This window comes from Nocardia albiluteola, from assembly GCF_018860155.1.
Classification (GTDB): domain Bacteria; phylum Actinomycetota; class Actinomycetes; order Mycobacteriales; family Mycobacteriaceae; genus Nocardia; species Nocardia albiluteola.
On the sequence record NZ_JAHKNI010000012.1, the window covers coordinates 292,523 to 305,737 of the forward strand.

The following is a 13,215-nucleotide window of genomic DNA, read 5'->3' on the forward strand; positions in this document are numbered from 1 at the left end:
TCCGTGTCGCAGCACAGCACGCCGGCACGGATGCCGGAAGGAGGGGAGTCGTGGGCAGCAGTGATCAATCCGGTGCAGCGACGACTGTGGGGGTCCGGGTGGCGGCCGAGTACGAGCAGCTCACGATGCTGCGTGCGCTGACCGAGACGGTGCTGCTAATCGCCGAACTCACCCTCGACGAGGTTACCGATATCCAGGTGGCGATCGATGAAATCGCGACCGGTCTGATCGACACGGCGATCGGGGGCTCGACGATCGAGTGCGATTTCGTGTTCCATGACGGCCGGATCGCGGTGTGTATCACCGCGATCGCCGCGACCAGGGAGATCATCGACCAAGAGGGGTTCGGCTGGCACGTGATCCGCACGATCACCGATTCCTTCGAGGCGGACGTCGGCACGTTCGACCAGGTCGCCGGCGGCTATCCGGTCACGGTCGAATTCGGCCGGGCAGGCGGGCGGTTTCGCCGCTGACGCAGGCCGGGCTCGCCGATCCCGTTGTGATCTCGGGCTTTCGGCTGCGCGTTCCGGTCCACCCCCGCCGCTGCGCTGTGCCCACGCGGCTGCCACGCGATCTGCAGCAGTGCGATGAAGTCGAGCTGGTGTGGTTCGAGCATCATGAGCTTGTCCATCATGAGATCTGTCGGGGTGATCACCAGGCCGCGCGTCGGTGGATCCGCGTGTGGCAATTCCGATTCCGATATCGGCGGTGCGGATGGCCGCCGCGTCGTTGCCGCCGTCGCCGGCCATCGCCACGACCCGGCCCGCCCGCTGCAGAGCGGTGACGATCTGCACCTTCTGGCGTGGGCCGACACGGCGAACACAGTGCTGCGTTCGATGAGCGCGGCCTGGGCATCGTCGTCGAGTCGGTCCAGATCGGCTCCGGTGGTGACGGTTTCGGTGTCGATACCCAACTGGTGCGCGATCGCGGCGGCGGTCACCGGGTGGTCCCCGGTGATGATGCGCACGCCGATGTCGTTCTCGTGCAACGCATCCACCAGTGCGCGAGACTGTGACCGCGGGGTGTCCGCGAGCGGTGGCCGAGGCCTGGGCGATGATCGCCAGATGCATGCGCACCGTCGGACAGGTCACGGCCGTGGTGACCGGCAATGCGGTGGCCTGCGAGAGTGCGCCTATGGTGCCCCGGACCAAGAGGCTGTGGCCCTGGGCGTCGTGCCGGGATGGACGTGATCGGAGATCCACAGATGTTCGAACCCGGCCATGATCCTGGATGCGGCCGCGGCACCCCCCGCGCTACGTGAGTACCCCTGCTCGCGGGCGGGCAGCGCGGTGCGCTGGTCGGGCCACGGGGGCGACCTGTCGAGGCTATGCGGGCCCATCCGGTATCGGGTCGCCTGCAGGCGGAGGTAAGCGGCGATGGGTGAGTGCGACTCCGATCGGCCGGCCGCCGAACCGGATCGGCAGGCCCGCAACGAAACTCCGGCCGAACAGTTGGACCGCAACCTGTCCGGGCTGCTGCAGGAACTGCGGGTGGTGCAGACCGGAGTGCAGCTGCCCGGTTTCCTGCTCACGCTGCCGTTCCAGGCGCGCTTCGCGACCCTTTCCATGTCGATGCGCGAGGTGTACCTCGCCGTCGTCGCCGCGTCGATCGCCGCGACGGTGTTCCTGACCGCCCTGGTGGCCGCGCACCGGCTGCTGTTCCGCCGACGCCGGCTCGAGACCGTCGTGCGCGCGGGACATCGTTTCGCGCTGATGGGCCTGATACTGCTGGGTCTGGCGCTGACCGGGGTGGCCGTGTTGATCTTCGACACGGTGGCCGGATCGGTGGCCGCCGTGATCGCCGGTGTGGCCTGCGCGGCATCGTTCATCACCGTCAGGGGCGCCCATCCGCTGCGGCAGCGGCTGCATCCACACTGACCCGGATCGCCCTGCACGCACTATCGGATGCACGGTCGAAGTGCCAGCACTGGTCACGGTGATCTCGGTGCTGCTGGGCGGTGGCCGCTGGCGATCAGGGTGGCCGCAGCGCTGCCATCACCTTGTCGGTGTCGACCGCATGCACGCCCCGTCGATTCCACGATTGGTATCGACGCCCCTGTACAGGCGTGTGCGTCGATGCTAAGAAAGAGAGACGGGTCTGTCTCGAGGCAACGGGGCGGCCCTGTGTCCGGGCGCAGTAGCGCCCCACGAGCGGGAGTGCAGGATGCGCCCAATCGTCGAACATTTCCCGGATCGCTCGCGAGCGATCCTTCCCTGTGTGGCTGAGCCCGAAGAGGATGTCGGCGCTCGGCTGTCCGCGGTCATCGCTCGTCGCGGTAGCGCGGTGGTGTTTCGTCCTCAAGGAGAAGCCGATGCGTACACCCTGCGAATCTGGCAGCGGCTGTTGCGTCAGGCGTGCGAGGCGACCGACGCGCCGGGGCTGCTCGTCGTCGAAACCACCGGACTGCGCTTCATCAGCTGCCGGGCATTCACCGTCTTGGCCGACGAGGCCGACCGGTGCCGGAGTCGCGGCATCGAGCTGCGCTTGGCGGGCAATCAGCCCGTCGTCACGCGCCTGATCGACGTGGCAGGTCTGGGTGGCCAACTACCCGTCTACTCATGCATCGCCACCGCGGTGGCCGCGGCACCGGACCTTCGGTGACAAACGAAAATGCCTGTGAAAACTCTCCGCGGACGGGTAGGCGGACACCAGGAGGCAATGATGATCCCCTTGCTCGTCCTGATACTCGCCATCGTCCCGGGCCAGTTTCGACAAGGCAGCCCCGGGTACGCGGCAAAAGTCAGCGATTACGAACTTCTGGAGGTGAATGTCTTGTCCGAACACGAGAAGAGTGGCGTCCAGGAAGGTGTCGAAGGCACCGTTGAGGGCGTAAAGGGAAAAGCGAAGGAGGCCGCCGGGTCTGTCCTGGGCAAGTCGGGTGGCAGGAGGTAGGAAAATGATTGCTTTATTACTCGTACTTTTGCTCGCGTTGATCCTTTTCGGCGTTGGGTTCGCGGTGAAGGTGCTCTGGTGGATCGCGCTTGCGGTGCTGGTGATCTGGGCACTGGGGTTCGTATTCCGTGCCGCTGACACCGGGACGGGCCGCCCTCGCTGGTATCGCTGGTAGCACACACGATGGCATCCGAGAACCGGCTGATCTGCAGCGCCTGCACCGGTAGTTCCGGTCCGCGATCAGTCGGGCGGGTCCCGGATTTGCTCTGGCTCGCGGGGTGCATCGGCGGCTATGCCGAGGCTGTCTGCATAACTGCCAGGGTCGAGACCCTCGGCGTCTTGCCAGCGGAAGTCGGCCACGAGATCGTCCCGCGGTGAGTCCTCCGCCAGCTCGTCTTGCCCGGGCGGCTCGGGTGCAGCTGCGGCTGCGGCGAGATCGAGCTGCTCCTCGGCAAGTCGCTCACCGAGTGGCCGGGGATGTGCCTGTTCCCACGGCGTCATGCCGTACTTGTTCACCCCCAACCGGTGTTCGGGCGGGTTCGAGCCTTCCCCTGCGTGTCATGCCGGTTCCGCCAATGCCAGCAGTCGGTGCGTCCGCTGGACTGAATGCTCGCCGGATCACTGCTCGGCGGGGCACCCGCTCGCGACCGTGGCAAAGGCCGCGTCGGCTACTGCTGCCGAGAACGCCTCGAGATCCGCGGGATACGGGAGGTGATCAGGGGCCGGCCGCCCTCGGAGGAATCGACCACTTGCTGAACCATCCATTGGCTGCCGGCATTGCGGATGTCGGTTTGCAGTGAGGGGTACGAGGTCAAGGTCTGCCCTTCGACCAGTCCCGCCTCGATCAACACCACGGCCCGTGGCAGATGGCGGCGACAGGTCTACCTGCGGCCGCGAATGCGCGCGCCAGCTCGACGGCCTTCTCGTCGCGGCGAAGCTTGTCGGCGTTCACGGTTCCCGGGGGACGACCATGTCGTCGAGCGTGGTGCTTTTTCGCATGGCGGGTGCGTATCGGCCCCAGGCCGATACGTCCTTGCTGCTGCCGGCCATGGCCGGCCATACCGCCGGCTGGGCGCGTGCTGGATGTGTACTAGAAGCGGGGCCGTGGCGATCGCCGTGCAGCAGGGAGCGCGCACGGTGACAGATGGACGTGTCCCGGGCGGCGCTGGCGTCGGCATGGTGCCCCAATCGGGGGCTCTGGGAATCTGCGGGGTGACCCGGCCCACGATCGAAGGTAGTCAATCGCCCGAGGCGCCCTCCTGCTGCGGTAGCACGACGAAGGTGTCGTTACCGCTCGAATCGGTTTCGGTGTCGAGGATCTTGTCGTCCAGCAGGGCGGCGATATCCGGGTCCAGGAAGATCCGCGACCCCTCAGAGGCCAGCACCTGGTCCTGTTCGGCGGGTGCCGCGGCGACGGAGATCTGCAGCGTGTCGGCGCCCGCCGCGGTGAAGATCCGCAGCCCGGAGCCCTCGGGCGAGCCCGGCGCGGAGGTGATCGTGCGAACGGCCTCGATAGCCGTGGGGGTGAGCATCAACATGTACTTGCTTCCTTCCGCTCTCGTACACAAAGCCCCGAATGACCCGGGTCCGCGAGGCGTCGGCCGGTTGCCGGCCTGGCGACCGACGCCGGCGGTGATCGCCCGCGTCTCGCACCGGATAACCGAGAGGATTCTCGTCAAACATCTCCGGTGCCTACCTCCGCCGCGCACCATTCTGTGGGATGGCCCGACGACAGTCGGCCCTATCGCGATTGCAGGCCCGTGGCCCGTTCGCCCGGCGCTGCCGGTGAACCTAGCCGTTTCGGTTATCACCAAGCGGTGCCGGGAGAACCACTCCGTCGTCGGCGGGGCCTTCGTTTGGCTGCCCGAATGCGGGCTATCCGTCAAAGGACCGGCTGGAAATAGCAGGCCGGGCACCTTCGAACTAAAGGAGCAGCGATCATGGGCGCTGCAGACAAGGCAAAGAACAAGGCCGAGGAACTCCGTGGTAAGGCCAAGGAGAAGGTCGGCAAGGCTACCGATGACAAGGGTAAGCAGAACGAGGGCAAGGCCGACCAGGCCAAGTCCAACCTCAAGGATGCGGGCGAGAAGGTCAAGGACGCCTTCCGACACTGACCGGCCACCCGCCGGCGTCGATCGCGAGCGGATGACCCGGCGAGGTCATCCGCTCGACGCGCACCGGTTCTCGTTGTCCGCCGGCCTATTTCACCGCCCACCTCGCGCGTCTACTGAACTCCGATCCCTGCCCAGGGCACGCGGTCGCGGTCAACCAAACACGCGACACGCGAGAAGAATCCGAACCCCGCCAGACGCCGCCACGCGAAGCTTCCGTGCGCAACCAAACCGACCCACCAATGACCCCTTCCCGGTGAAGGCACGGACTCCGGCACCGGGGGTCGGGCTGGTCGTGGCCGAGCGAGTCACATGGCGAGATGTCGCACAGCGGTGACCGTAGGTCATTCATCGGGACGGTTAGGAGCGACGCAATGTCGAAAGTATTTGATAATGACTCGGCTTCCGCCGCAACGCAGCTGGCCCAAAATGGTGTCTTCGAGCGGGTGGCTCGCGCAGGGTATGTCGTGAGCGGACTGCTGCACCTCGTCATCGGCTACCTGGCCATCCGGATCGCCCTCGGGGGTGGCGGGTCTGCCGATCAATCCGGAGCCTTGGGAGAATTGGCGGGCAAACCGGGCGGCGCCGTCGCACTGTGGGTGGCTGTCGCCGCATTCCTCGCGATGGGACTGTGGCGGCTCGTCGAAACCGCGCTAGGACGCTCCACCGACCCCAAGTCCCAGGGCGCGGCGTCGGAAGCGCTGGATCGCGCCAAGGCTTTCGCCCTGGCGGTGGTCTATTTCGGGTTCGCGTTCTCCACGTTCGGATTTGCGCGGGGTGCCGGCAAGTCCACCGGCGCCCAGAATTCGGGGATCAGTGCACGGTTGATGCAGACCGGCGCCGGGACGGCCGCGCTCATCGCGGTCGGTGTGATCGTCGTCGGGGTTGGCGGATACCACGTCTACAAGGGGGTCAGCCGCAAGTTCCTCGAGGATCTCGAGGGGAAGTCCAGCGACCTCGTACGACGACTGGGCACTGTCGGCTACATCGCCAAAGGGCTCGTCATTGCCGGTGCCGGGGTGCTGGTCGTCGTCGCCGCGGCCTATTCCGAGCCAGGCAAGGCCACCGGGCTCGACGGTGCGCTCAAAACCCTCGGGGCTCAACCCTATGGCGCGGCATTGCTCATCCTCGCCAGCCTCGGAGTCATCACCTACGGCCTCTACAGCTTCGCCATGGCCCGCTATACCAAAATGTGAGCGGGTGTCGCGACCGCTAGCAGCGGGACGAACTGTCCGCCGCCCCTCGTTGAGCCGAACACCGATAGCTAGCGCTCGTCCAAGGACGGTAAGACCGTCTCACTGATGATCAGCAGCACCGCGGCGGCGACCGGGATGGCGAGCAGGGCACCGACGATCCCGAGCAGCGCGCCGCCGAGCAGAACCGACACCACCGTCACAATCGCCGGCACCCGGACCGTTCTGCCGATGATTCTGGGCACGAGTACGTAGTCCTCGAACAACCGCAGGACGATGAAGAAGACGACGGTGGCCACTGTGACGGGCACGGATACGGTGAGCGCGACCAGGGCCACGATGATCCCGGCGATGGTGGAACCCACCACCGGGATCAAGTCCAGGACGGCGACCAGGACGGCCAGCAACAGCGGGTAGGGCACGTCGAAGATCAGCAGCCAGATGAAGGTCAATAGCGCGGTTATCACCGAAATGAGCAAATTCCCGAGGATGTAGCCGCCGACCTTCACGAAGATCTCGTCGCCGATCAGTATCGCTCGCGGTCGGCGCGAACGCGGAAACAGCCGGTAGATCGAGGCGCGAATCTGTGCGAAATTGGCCATGAAGTAGCCGGTGAGCACGGCGACGATCACCGTGCCGCTGACGATGCTGAACACGAGGCGGCCCGCCCCCAGGACACCACCGGCCAGCTTCGAGGAATCGGACCCGAGCCCGTGCTGGACTCGGTCGTGGAGATGGAAACGAGTGTTGAGCGTGTCGATGAGTGGATATCGTCGCGCGAGATGGTCGAGGTAGTCCGGAGCGTGGTGGACCAGCGCGCTGCCTTGGGTGACCAGCGGAGGTATCGCGGCCGCGAGGAACCCGGCCAGCAAGCCGATCGCGACCACGAATACCGCGGTCACGGCGGCCCATCGCGGAAACCATGGTCGAACCAGCCACGCGACGGCGGGTTCCAGACCTATTGCCAGGAACAGCGCGATGGTGATCAAGACCAGCACTTGGCTGGCGGCGATCACTGCTTGGATCGCGCCGTAGGTCACCGCGACTCCGGCCGCGCCTGCCATGCCGACCATGAACGGTGATCGCGGATCGAATCGCCGCCCGTGCTTGCCCAGCGGGTTCTGCGTCGTGCTGGCCTGCGCCGCCGCCACTTCCGCGGTAGTGATCGGTCCGGCGTCGTCGGTGGTGTGGGGTTGCTCGACCAGGCCGCTATGGCCCTGCTCCGCCTCGTCCGGGGTGTGGCGTTCCTTGGTTCGTCCTTGGTCGTTGTCTTCGTTCATGGCGTGGATCCGCGGGGTTGGGCGAATGCGGCGGAGCGATCATGTCCGTCGGCGGAAAGGGGCACACCCTCGCTCGTCAGTCGAAAAGCATCGAAGGTCGCCGATGCCCAAACGTACACTGTCGAGCTGCGACTTTGATAAACAGAGGTGTACATCCCTTGTCCTGAGGCGTGTACTGGAATGTGTGGGCCATCGGATTGATCGTCGTGGCTTTGTTTTTCCTGTGGCCGTGGTTGGGGTGGGCGTAGTGAGTGGTGCTGGCACTGCGCACATGACCGATAGCACCGGAGGGTTTATCGGGCCCTTCGAGTACAGTAGCGAAATCAGGTAGGCAGCCATGATCGTTCTCGGAGTCATCCTCCTTATCGTTGGGTTCATATTCAGTATCCCGATCCTCTGGACGATCGGGATCGTGGTCCTGGTCATCGGGCTCGTGTTACTGCTGTTGGGGTCGATGGGACGCGCGGTCGGTGGCCGACGCCATTACTACTGACCCCTGGATCGCGTTCACGCTTCTGATCCCGGTCGCCGCCATGCTGTCGCCATGCTGTCGCCATGCTGACCGCGCTCGGCATCGGCCGTAGTCGACCGGTGTCAGAGTTCGGTCCACAACGCGTTGGCCGCGATCAGTGCCTGAGTGACCTCACCGAGATCGAGTTCGGCTGCGATCTCCCGCGCGGTCGGCGGTTGCCTGTCGGGGTCATTCGTTTCGAACTATCGTTCTACTCGTCCGAGTCTCCTCTACTTCATATGAAGTTCGATTTCAGTACCCGCACTCGCGTAATCGAAATGCGATAAAAGGGGTGCCAACCGCTACAACCAGGGGGCAGCTGCGGCCAGAGCCCGTGCCTATTCGCCTGCGGCAATTACCGCGACACTGTGGCGTGCGCCCTCGGTGGCGTGTATCTCGTTCCTGTCGTTGTAGTCGCCGAGTAGGCGCTGAATCTTCTTGTAGTACTTGATGTTCGCCCTTGCACCCGATGGCTTTCGAACGGGCTTGTGTAATTCGGCGGCGTAGCGTGCGCGCTTGGCGGCTTTCCGCGCGCGGTGCATCGATTCGTGTCGGTGGTCGTGCAATGCGGTCACTAACCGGCGGTCGGCTTTGCCCGCGGCCCGGAGGGCCCGCTTCACGAGTTGGCGCCGACGGATCCCTCGCTCGAACGGCGGCTGTGATTTCCATGTCTGCAGGGTCGCGAGCAGTTGCAGGTAGCGGGGTGAGTTCATTGCCTGCGCGAGAGCATTGCGGCTCGGCAACTGCCGAGCCAGTAGTGTCGCCTCGATCCGCGCAGCGACGAGACCCAAGACGAGTTCGGGCGGTAGGGTGTTGATCTCATCGGCGAGGCGCCGGCGTTGGACGTGGCAATCGCGGATGTCGCCGAGAAGCGCTGCGTACCATTTCAGCTCGTTGTCGGTCTCGGCGATGGCGGAGTGGTTTAGCAGCGTGCCGAACACGCGTAGCGTGCTGCGGAGTCGCCGGGTCGCGACACGGGTGTCGTGGATTGGCTCCTCGCCTCGGCGGAGCCCGATGTCGCCGGCGAGGATCAGGTCGATCTGCGTCGTCATGTATTCGTGCACGGCACGTTCGGCTCGGGAGCTGGTGGCGGCGGCCGGTCCGGATCGCTTCGGCACGACGTGAGACAGCTTCGAGGGATAGTTCGACTTGCGTGCGCCTGCGTCGGCGAGCCGGTCCCGCAATCCGGCCGATGGCCGACCGGCTGGATGCGGGTCCGGGTCGGCTGGGGTCTGATCGCTTATTTTCCCAGTTCGTGGGTAATGCGGTGGCGTTAGGGTAGCGGGGGAAGAGTGCGAGGAGTCGAAAGATGAGCACCACCATTGTGATCGTGATCATCGTCGTCGTGGTTGTGGTCGTTCTGCTTGTGGCCTGGGTGTTGATGCGCAAACGGCGCGAATACCAGCGGGTCCAAGCTGAGGGGATCCGCGACCGCGCGGCCGAACAGGAATTCGAGGTCGGTCAGCGGCAGGCGCGAGCGGAGGAGACCGCTGCCCGGAGCCGGGCCGCAAAGGCCGAAGCCGAGGTCAAGGCCGCGCAGGCCGAGCAGCTTGCCCAGCAGGCGCACGTGCATCGCAGCGAGGCGGCGGATTCGCGAACCGAGTTGGACAAGGAGTGGAAGCGCGCGGACAAGGTCGATCCGGACTCGAAGTCAGGAGACACCGCGGGAGACTGATCCCGGACAGCTGTCCCATAACCCCTGCCGTTGGTCTCGAGGGTTCTGCGGCTGTCCGGGGCTCGGGAAGTAAGAGCACTGATGTGGTCGCCGCACAAACAGCCGCCAGAGTGCATGGTGCACACATCCTTTCACGTGATCGTCGCTGGAAGAGAAGGCCATTTGTGCGCGACGCTCATCGGCGGGACACATCCCGCTGCCGCCCCTGTGTTTGTCGCTTCGGGCCCTTATCAGTAATAGAATGCTGAGTCCCGAGCTCGCTGGTGCTGACGCCCTGGCTGTCAGTGGTTGTTTGGTTTGTCGGGGCTGCGACGCACTGTGGGTAGTTGCCGCATCTTCTCGGCCGCGGCGCGCTCGGCGTCGAGAGCATGCTGCTGGGTGTAGATGTCGGTGCTGTGGTCGGCCTCGGTTGCGGCGGCTTCGTCGGCGGCGCGTAGGCGCGCTCGGATGCTCTGCGCCGGAGTTGGATTTCCGCGGCACCGTCGCGCTCGCGTCCGCGTCGAATATCGATAATGTTCTCCCCCTCGCGGGCCCGGGCCTGCCCGCCATCCCCGGCACCGCCGATTTCGTCGGAATCTTCTCCGCGGTCTTGGTCGGATTCCAGGTCGCGCAACCGGATTTCGACTTCAACGCCTACCTCACACCAGCCGGTACGAATCTCCTGACCAGGCTGCGCACGGCGTGCGTACTGGATTGGACCAAAGAGGTGGGTCCGGAATCCTTCGGCTCGATACTTGCCCGCCCACTCTCCTCGGGCCCGTTCGTGGACCGGCTGCGAAAGTACACCGTGGTCCCCACCGCCGGCTACCGCCAGCCGATCTTCCTGGGCCACGGCGCCGCCGACCTGTCCGTCCCCATCCCCACAAGCCTGGCCCTGCTGGCCGGATTCCAGGCCAGCGGCGTCGACTATCGATTCCACCCCTACAACGCCGACCACCAGGGCATCGTGGACGCGGCCTGGTCCGACATGCAATCCTTCCTCACCACCATCCTCCCACCCCGCTGATCGTGAGGAACCCGGCTTGACCGGGGGAACATCAAGCGGTTGTTCGAGTCCGCCAAAGCCGGTGTGCTGCACTACGACCGCACCCAGGACCTTGGCCTGCACTACCTTGTCGATGTCGACTCCGGCGGCGAGCGCGCTACCGCGGGGGTGGAATCAGATCTGTCACCACGTGCACCCCGAAGGAGATGTGTTCACCGTCGGCGCCGGCTGCCGGGCGGAGCCTCGTCAGACAAACTCGGTTGGGTAATCCGGCCACCGGATCTCGGAACCGTCGGCGAAGTCTCGGATGGGGTCCGGTGCGCTGGTCGCGCCAGCGGATGTAGTCGCCGATCGCGGTGTCCTGCTCGGCGTGAGTGCGGTGATCGGTGCCGTTGAGGGCGAAGTACCGGGTAGTCGGGGTAACCCTCCGCGGTCTGCCCGGGCCCGATTGCTGGGCGGCACGCCGCCGTGGGAACTACGTTTCGCGGCGCGGCTGAAGGAGGATTCGTGGTGCGGCTCAGTGCGGTATCGGGTGCTCTCGGATGATGGGAGGAAGTTCACCTCGTGGCGACCGACGATGCTCGACCTCAACCGGCGGCGGAGGCCGCACCCGCGCGGGATCCCGAACAGTCGCGGGACGCTGAACAATCCGAGTCCGCGCAATCCGACTCCGCGCCGGACCGGATCCGGCCGGAGATCCAAGTTGCCTTGCGCAACGGGCATTACGCGCTGGCGGTCGCGATCCTGGCCGCTGTGGCGGCGCTGGTGTCGGCCGGCGTGTCCGCGTGGGCGTCCGTGCATGTCGCCGGAACCCAGCTCGACCGGCAGGAGAGACTTGCGCGGGAACAGGCGATACGGGCCGATCGGGTGCGTGGCTATTCGGATTTCGTCGTCGCCTTCTCCGATCTCGAGGTGCAACTGGGTGGAGTGAAAGCGGCATTGCAGCGCACACCTCCGAATCGCGCGGGCCTGGACGCCGCGGTCGCCCAGGTTCATGCCGGTCTTGCTCCCTACGAGCGGAGTTATGGTTCACTGCAAATCGTCAGCAGCTCGATGGACCCCGAACTCGACGACATGCTCGCGGCTCAACGGGCCCTGTGGGAGGCGCCGGACTCCCTCGGTGCGACCCTCGCCTACGCCCACAACCACGACATCGTGACCGATGCGGACTGGCCGCGAGTCGCCGCCGCGGGCGCTGCCGCCATCGACAGGTTCGTCGGCGACACAGCGATCGACAAATTCGTCGCGCACGCGCGCAAGGACGTGGGGTCCGGCTAGTGTGCTGAGTCGTTGTTCAGCGCCGTAAGTTTGTGGCAGTAGTGGGCGAGGCTGTCGAGGATTTGGTCGGCGGCGCTCGCATCGGCGATCGACCGGCAGCTCGTTCGGCTCGTCTGCTCATCGGGTGCCCGGTTCGCGGGAGCTGATCACCGGCAGGGCTATCACATCGATCGCGTGGCTCACGGCGCCGATCTCGTCGGGTACCGAGGCCAGCGCGATATCGACCGTGAATCCCATCGGCGCGTCCAATGGCCGGAGAAAATCGTCGTAGTGCATCGGCACAACGATGGCAGGACGCAACCTGGTCAGGATCCGGTGCCAGTAGTCCAGTGTCACTGACCGCCCGGCAACCCCGGCGAGAAAGATGTCGACATCCCGGTGCCGGATCGCCTCGTCGATGAGGTCGGCGCTGCCCTGGTGATAGATCTCGATACCGGCCACCGCGATGTGGATGCCCCAGGTCTGTCCGCAGCCGTAGGCCATGGGCGAGAGCGCGGCCAGGGATTCGCAACTGGTGTCGCCGGGGGAGGGGATACGGGTGCCGAAGGGGATCTTCGAATGCACGCTCGGCACGAAGGTCACCGTAAACGGTCCGAGCTCGTAGCGGCGGTACGGTTCTACCACCACGCCCCGATCGCCGAGTCCGTGCAGATCCATGAGGTTGTGCACCGATTGCGAGCCATAGACCGCGCATCCGAAGCGGCGCGCGAGCTCCGGCGCATCCAATGCGTGATCCCAATGACCATGTCCCACAACGATTCCTGCTACCGTTCCCGGATCGGGTAGAAAGCGGTCGATCGACGCGGGATCGGGGAGCGCGGTGCGGCGGCGCACGACCGTCGACAGCGGAACCCGGGTTAGGAATGGATCAACGAGCAGGGTCCGATCCTCGTATGTCATCCGGTATCCGGCGGTGCCCAGCCATTGGAGTTCCATACCCGTCGGCAGCGTCAGAGGCCGGGCCTCGAGTTCGTGCAATGCCTGCGCATCCTCACGGTCGCGAGCGCTCTTGTTGAGGAAATACCGCGCATAGTCAGCGGTGTGCCGGAGCGGATCGAGCACCGTCGATAGAGCGGACATCGGTCCATTGTGCGCGCGACCGGGCGTGTGCGGCGGTCAGGATTCGTCGGCGACCAACCGGCTCCTTCGGTGGCGCTCCGGTCCCGAATGTGTGGTTTTCGTCGAGGTCATCTAGTTTCGTCCGGCGGTGATGTAGTAGTACATCGGGTCGACTATGTCGAGAAGCTGTTCGATTTCGTTGTCGGTGAAGCGGTTTCGACGGCTGACCGT

General features: G+C 65.5%; 17 protein-coding genes and 2 pseudogenes. 11 read left to right on the forward strand and 8 right to left on the reverse strand.

The genetic code is table 11. The features are described 5' to 3' along the window. Nucleotides 1–50 precede the first annotated feature (50 nt). The gene (locus KO481_RS31335; protein WP_215922053.1) at nt 51–473 is read left to right on the forward strand and encodes an ATP-binding protein; all 423 of its coding nucleotides are present in this window, start codon (nt 51–53) and stop codon (nt 471–473) included. On the opposite strand, the gene KO481_RS31340 is transcribed toward KO481_RS31335, so the two are convergent. Next, nucleotides 422–997 (reverse strand): hypothetical protein, encoded by a 576-nt coding sequence (locus KO481_RS31340; protein WP_215922054.1) that lies wholly within the window; start codon nt 995–997, stop codon nt 422–424. The two genes, KO481_RS31335 and KO481_RS31340, sit on opposite strands and share 52 nt — an antisense overlap. A 34-nt stretch (nt 998–1,031) precedes the next feature. Continuing rightward, a pseudogene (locus KO481_RS44510) lies at nt 1,032–1,219 on the reverse strand (LLM class F420-dependent oxidoreductase); the annotation flags it as partial. 157 nt (nt 1,220–1,376) lie between these two features. On the opposite strand from KO481_RS44510, the gene KO481_RS31345 reads away from it, so the two are divergent. From KO481_RS31345 to KO481_RS31360, 4 genes are all read left to right on the forward strand, one after another. Beyond that, entirely contained in the window at nt 1,377–1,877 is a 501-nt protein-coding gene (locus KO481_RS31345; RefSeq protein WP_215922055.1) for a DUF6328 family protein, read from the forward strand. Nucleotides 1,878–2,217: 340 nt separating this feature from the next. Next, nucleotides 2,218–2,601 carry an anti-sigma factor antagonist gene (locus KO481_RS31350; RefSeq protein WP_215922056.1) on the forward strand — a complete coding sequence of 128 codons (384 nt, stop codon included), beginning with the start codon at nt 2,218–2,220 and terminating at the stop codon, nt 2,599–2,601. Between the two features lie 57 nt (nt 2,602–2,658). After that, nucleotides 2,659–2,892, forward strand: coding sequence for a hypothetical protein (locus tag KO481_RS44915; RefSeq protein ID WP_372452153.1), 234 nt, complete (start codon nt 2,659–2,661; stop codon nt 2,890–2,892). Between the two features lie 4 nt (nt 2,893–2,896). After that, nucleotides 2,897–3,067 (forward strand): hypothetical protein, encoded by a 171-nt coding sequence (locus KO481_RS31360; protein WP_215922057.1) that lies wholly within the window; start codon nt 2,897–2,899, stop codon nt 3,065–3,067. 65 nt (nt 3,068–3,132) lie between these two features. Here KO481_RS31360 and KO481_RS31365 read toward each other — a convergent pair whose 3' ends face one another. From KO481_RS31365 to KO481_RS31375, 3 genes and pseudogenes are all read right to left on the reverse strand, one after another. Continuing rightward, nucleotides 3,133–3,393, reverse strand: a complete 261-nt coding sequence (locus KO481_RS31365) for a hypothetical protein (protein ID WP_215922058.1) — start codon at nt 3,391–3,393, stop codon at nt 3,133–3,135. A gap of 167 nt (nt 3,394–3,560) precedes the next feature. Continuing rightward, nucleotides 3,561–3,952, reverse strand: a pseudogene (locus tag KO481_RS44920) (DJ-1/PfpI family protein). A gap of 178 nt (nt 3,953–4,130) precedes the next feature. Next, on the reverse strand, nt 4,131–4,430 hold the full coding sequence (locus KO481_RS31375) for a hypothetical protein (RefSeq protein WP_215922059.1): 300 nt from the start codon (nt 4,428–4,430) through the stop codon (nt 4,131–4,133). A gap of 402 nt (nt 4,431–4,832) precedes the next feature. Here KO481_RS31375 and KO481_RS31380 point away from each other — a divergent pair, with 402 nt between their 5' ends. Next, nucleotides 4,833–5,006: a CsbD family protein gene (locus KO481_RS31380; protein ID WP_215922060.1), complete on the forward strand. Its 174-nt coding sequence runs from the start codon at nt 4,833–4,835 to the stop codon at nt 5,004–5,006. 371 nt (nt 5,007–5,377) lie between these two features. Beyond that, nucleotides 5,378–6,199: a DUF1206 domain-containing protein gene (locus tag KO481_RS31385; RefSeq protein ID WP_215922061.1), complete on the forward strand. Its 822-nt coding sequence runs from the start codon at nt 5,378–5,380 to the stop codon at nt 6,197–6,199. A 68-nt stretch (nt 6,200–6,267) separates the two neighbouring features. Here KO481_RS31385 and KO481_RS31390 read toward each other — a convergent pair whose 3' ends face one another. Beyond that, entirely contained in the window at nt 6,268–7,476 is a 1,209-nt protein-coding gene (locus tag KO481_RS31390) for an AI-2E family transporter (protein WP_215922062.1), read from the reverse strand. A 337-nt stretch (nt 7,477–7,813) separates the two neighbouring features. On the opposite strand from KO481_RS31390, the gene KO481_RS43525 reads away from it, so the two are divergent. Further along, nucleotides 7,814–7,969, forward strand: coding sequence for a DUF6131 family protein (locus KO481_RS43525; protein WP_085998611.1), 156 nt, complete (start codon nt 7,814–7,816; stop codon nt 7,967–7,969). Between the two features lie 356 nt (nt 7,970–8,325). Here the strand turns inward: KO481_RS43525 and KO481_RS31395 are convergent, their stop codons facing one another. Beyond that, a complete protein-coding gene (locus KO481_RS31395; RefSeq protein WP_308166833.1) occupies nt 8,326–9,105 on the reverse strand; it encodes a CHAD domain-containing protein in 780 nt (259 codons plus the stop codon). Nucleotides 9,106–9,296: 191 nt separating this feature from the next. On the opposite strand from KO481_RS31395, the gene KO481_RS31400 reads away from it, so the two are divergent. The 3 genes from KO481_RS31400 (at nt 9,297) to KO481_RS31410 (ending at nt 11,925) form a co-directional block, all read left to right on the forward strand. Beyond that, nucleotides 9,297–9,662, forward strand: a complete 366-nt coding sequence (locus KO481_RS31400; RefSeq protein WP_215922063.1) for a hypothetical protein — start codon at nt 9,297–9,299, stop codon at nt 9,660–9,662. A gap of 463 nt (nt 9,663–10,125) precedes the next feature. After that, nucleotides 10,126–10,668, forward strand: a complete 543-nt coding sequence (locus KO481_RS31405; protein WP_215922064.1) for an alpha/beta hydrolase — start codon at nt 10,126–10,128, stop codon at nt 10,666–10,668. A gap of 543 nt (nt 10,669–11,211) precedes the next feature. Then, a complete protein-coding gene (locus KO481_RS31410) occupies nt 11,212–11,925 on the forward strand; it encodes a hypothetical protein (RefSeq protein WP_215922065.1) in 714 nt (237 codons plus the stop codon). A 117-nt stretch (nt 11,926–12,042) separates the two neighbouring features. Here KO481_RS31410 and KO481_RS31415 read toward each other — a convergent pair whose 3' ends face one another. Next, nucleotides 12,043–13,005, reverse strand: coding sequence for an MBL fold metallo-hydrolase (locus KO481_RS31415; protein WP_215922066.1), 963 nt, complete (start codon nt 13,003–13,005; stop codon nt 12,043–12,045). Nucleotides 13,006–13,215 lie beyond the last annotated feature (210 nt).

What these genes read in the sequence shown, in the direction of transcription:
- KO481_RS31345 (WP_215922055.1), top strand. Translation starts at nt 1,377, where the DNA reads ATGGGTGAGTGCGACTCCGATCGGCCGGCCGCCGAACCGGATCGGCAG.
- KO481_RS44915 (WP_372452153.1), top strand. Translation starts at nt 2,659, where the DNA reads ATGATGATCCCCTTGCTCGTCCTGATACTCGCCATCGTCCCGGGCCAG.
- KO481_RS31360 (WP_215922057.1), top strand. Translation starts at nt 2,897, where the DNA reads ATGATTGCTTTATTACTCGTACTTTTGCTCGCGTTGATCCTTTTCGGC.
- KO481_RS31365 (WP_215922058.1), bottom strand. Translation starts at nt 3,393, where the DNA reads ATGACGCCGTGGGAACAGGCACATCCCCGGCCACTCGGTGAGCGACTT.
- KO481_RS31375 (WP_215922059.1), bottom strand. Translation starts at nt 4,430, where the DNA reads ATGTTGATGCTCACCCCCACGGCTATCGAGGCCGTTCGCACGATCACC.
- KO481_RS31380 (WP_215922060.1), top strand. Translation starts at nt 4,833, where the DNA reads ATGGGCGCTGCAGACAAGGCAAAGAACAAGGCCGAGGAACTCCGTGGT.
- KO481_RS31385 (WP_215922061.1), top strand. Translation starts at nt 5,378, where the DNA reads ATGTCGAAAGTATTTGATAATGACTCGGCTTCCGCCGCAACGCAGCTG.
- KO481_RS31390 (WP_215922062.1), bottom strand. Translation starts at nt 7,476, where the DNA reads ATGAACGAAGACAACGACCAAGGACGAACCAAGGAACGCCACACCCCG.
- KO481_RS43525 (WP_085998611.1), top strand. Translation starts at nt 7,814, where the DNA reads ATGATCGTTCTCGGAGTCATCCTCCTTATCGTTGGGTTCATATTCAGT.
- KO481_RS31400 (WP_215922063.1), top strand. Translation starts at nt 9,297, where the DNA reads ATGAGCACCACCATTGTGATCGTGATCATCGTCGTCGTGGTTGTGGTC.
- KO481_RS31415 (WP_215922066.1), bottom strand. Translation starts at nt 13,005, where the DNA reads ATGTCCGCTCTATCGACGGTGCTCGATCCGCTCCGGCACACCGCTGAC.